Source organism: Marinigracilibium pacificum (genome assembly GCF_012926615.1).
In the GTDB taxonomy this organism is placed as follows: domain Bacteria; phylum Bacteroidota; class Bacteroidia; order Cytophagales; family Cyclobacteriaceae; genus Mangrovivirga; species Mangrovivirga pacifica.
On record NZ_JABBNU010000022.1, the window covers coordinates 1 to 3,701 of the forward strand.

At 35.3% G+C, this 3,701-nt stretch carries 2 protein-coding genes; both read right to left on the minus strand.

Annotated features, from left to right (window positions below):
* On the minus strand, positions 1-495 hold a 495-nt coding region (locus HH304_RS21025; RefSeq protein ID WP_169685271.1), incomplete at its 3' end, for a leucine-rich repeat domain-containing protein.
* Positions 496-512: 17 nt separating this feature from the next.
* A complete protein-coding gene (locus tag HH304_RS21030) occupies positions 513-3,362 on the minus strand; it encodes a lysozyme family protein (RefSeq protein ID WP_169685272.1) in 2,850 nt (949 codons plus the stop codon).
* Positions 3,363-3,701 lie beyond the last annotated feature (339 nt).

Here is a 3,701-nt window from a genome sequence, read left to right on the forward strand (position 1 = left end):
TTTTAAAAGTTCTTCACTACTAATAGGATTGTAGCCAATATATAACTTTTCAAGTTTTGTTAACTGATGTAATTCATCAGGTAATTCAGAAATATCATTGTATTCCAAATTCAATTCTTTCAAATTTTTAAGACTTTTAATTTCTGATGTGATTTCAATCAAATTATTATTAGCATAATCTAAGTTTTGCAGATTTGGAAACTTTTTTAAATCACTATATTTTATCTCTTTCAATGAAAGCCTTCTAAATGATAAATCTTGAATATTTCGATATTTAAATATTTCATCTCGTAGGTAACTATCGCTTTTTAGGTCTTCTTCTTTGACTAAAAAAACATAAACACTATCCATGTCTTTAGCATTTTTTAGATCCTCAATCCCAAAATATAACTCTGCATCATTCAATTCCTCAGAACTAAGTAACTTGTACTTTTTGGTTTCTGAGCCACATGCAATTGTTAAAAGTATTACAAACAGTATTAAAACATTTTTCATGCAATTTTATTTATAATTTAAATAGATAAGTATTTAATTGTAGTTCCTTTCACATCAACACGACCATCTTTGTACTTTGATTTTAAAAGACTCTTATTGATCAATTCTTCCTGGAAAGAAATCAAAGATTGATGATCTGCTTCCTGCCATTTGTTTCCTTCAGTTACAGAATAACCTTTCTGTTTCAACCACTTTTTCACTTTTTTTATGTCAGCAGGATTGTTCTTCCCATCTTTACCTACAGAAGCTAAAAGTTTATTTTTATTTGTTAGATTCTGATCATAAGCAATAAACTCATTTATATACTTTTTATCCTCATCTGCATTAAACTTCTCAAATTCTATTTCCTTACCTGACTCCATTGCCTCAATAACTAAAGTCAGATAAGAACTTCGCAATCGTGATCTCCTAGGCACACCTTTTGTATATTTTTGCAATGCACCATCATTTAACTTTTTTAAAGCTTTAAGCTTCTCTAGATCAGATAACTCCTTGTTCTTAACTATTTCGTTTACCCATTCAATCCTATCCCATCCATAATCTCCTCGGTATTTTAAATCCACAATATATTCCATTATTGCAGGGTGTATACTTTCCCATTCATCTTCCGTCATTCGATACGTGCCAGAAGGTTTGCCTTTTTTCAATTCCCGAGAACGTGCATTTATATTACTTTTTGTTTTATAATTTTTTGTAGCTAACTCCTTAGCGGTATTCTTTTGACTATTGAATTCTTCATTAAACAATTTATACTGAACTGACAAGGGTATCTCTCCTACTTTTTTCTTATTTTTTCTTACCCATTCTTCAGCATTTTTTCCTTTCAAACCTGCAGATTTTGAAATTAATTTAGCTTGATTTTTTTCCATCCCCATCTTTACAAGATCTCTAGATATAAATTTTTCAGACCTATTACCACAATCGTAACCTTTTCCTAAAGTAACCCCTGATGCATCGGTTTTAGGCCAATGAACATATTTTGTTTGTTCATCACTTCCTTCCGCAACGATGGTTAACACTCCTCTCTTTAGTTTCAATTTGTGATTATCAAAATCACTCTTCTCACTACTCTTCACTCCCATCAATTTACCTGTAATAGCTTCCTTGAGTCTTATAATCTGCTCTTCTTCTTCACTAACAGTATATCCCGATTCTAAATTAGATTTTAGTGATAGCAGTAAGCCTGAATTTAGTTTTGAAAGATCATCAATACCTTTTGTCAAATAAAAGGCTATGTTATCGCTCCTAAAATAACCTGAATCATTTATTACCGCCTTGACAAACTTTGGATGTTCATAGACATAGCATAGTAATTCATTTGCTATTGCTTCATCTTCAGAGTCTTCATGTATTTTTAAGAACTCCTCCTTGGTTGGTAATGATGGTTTAGCAGCTTGTTTCTCTGCCTCCTTCTTCGCTCTTTCTTTTGCAGCTTTTTGCTTATTAGTTCGCTCTATGGCTTTTTCGGCTTCCTTTGCAAAATACTGATCGCTGTCATATCGGGCCTGGCGCTGCTTGTAAGTCCTGAGTTGCATTGCTGTAAGCTCAGGTGTACTTTTCATCAAGGCACCATGGGTTGTCCCTCCAATCTGGATCCAGCCATCTACTGTACTGCCCACCTTCATTACTTTCTGCTGAAAGGTTTCTATCGCCTTTATAGTTGCTGATAATTCGCTGATCGCAACGGTATCAGCTGAACCTAAAGAACCTGATTCTGACTCCGGTGTATTTTTAGTACCGTCATGTCTGATGGTAGCAAGCTTTTCAGGTGTCAATTCCTTTTTCCTTACTCCCTCTTTCACATAATCTTCATCGGAAAGCAATCCAATTTCATTTAATTTATACTGGATCAACTGCAGGTCTTCAATCTGGTTAGTAAATGCCTTACCATGGTAATTTCCAACGACACGTTTACTCACCTCAACCTTTCCTTCAGGTGTTGCCTTTTCAATGTAGCGTTTATTAAAATTGATCTGGTTTCTTAAGCCTTCTTCATAACTTTTATCACTTGCATATCTATTATCCTGCTCATTAAGATAACCTCCATCTTTTAATAAATCCTCCGGAGTTCTTTTTGATAGGTAATCCTCAGCCATCAGATCCATATACATCGCTGTGCCCATCTCAGGGTCTGTGATTTTTTCAACCCAGTCACGAGTGCCAGAATCATACTCTCCAATATTAAAGGCATTGTTTCTGTTACCTTTAGTATCAGCACCAAGGCTGGTTTCCAACTGTGCTTGCGCCAATACAAAAGTAACCGGCAGCACTTTACTAAAGTCCCGACCATATTTAAGGTATGTACGTCGTGCTGCGTTGGCAATGGCCTCGCCTGTTAGGTTTGTCTTTACCGTCCAGACCATGTTCGGTCTATCAAGATATTTTTGAGCATCATCCCGATAAGTTTCGAAGAACTTTAATTCTTCATCTGTAAAATTCTTATCAGTAATATCATAGGCGTTATAGTGCTCAAAAAACTGTGAAACTGTCCAGACTTTTGAGTCTGATGCCTTTACTACCCCTTGGGTCAGTTCCTTTTTCTTTTCTGCTACGGAAGCCTCACCTGATTTAGATGTATCAATTTCTTTTACCGGTGCTTCTTTTAATTCTGTCTCATCAACTTCTTTTGGTTCCTCTTTTTTTTCAGTCAGAGATATAGGTTCGTTAAAAGGATCATTCCACATTCCTGATCCATAACCTGATTTCAGGTCACTTTCAGAAACAGGTGTACGATCATCAGACTTCTTTTTATCATCATCACCGGTTTTTGGATTCTGCTGTAATAGCTTATTATCCGGTGTGGCTACTTTAATCTGATATTGGTATCTGTGTGGATTTGTTACTTCTGATTTTTGCTTTTCACGCATAGCCAGATTAAAAAATGTTTATAGTCGAAAGTAGGCTCAATATACTATGCTACCGGTAATATTACAATAGTTATTTTGGGGAAGTTGAGGGGTGGTTGAATGGTAGTTGGGGGATTTAATCCTGACATTCTTTAAATCTTTTAAATTTTGATTCGGACAATAAGATATTTGTATTGGGATATAATGTTACAGATTCTTCGCCGGTAGGCTCAGAATGACGTTAATGGTGGGGCTCACTATACTTGTCATTCTGAACGGCTTGTGCTGATTGCCAACAGGCATATCAGTAAGTGAAGAATCTGTTTGGTTATGGTAATGAGATGTGGGTTATGGGTATTT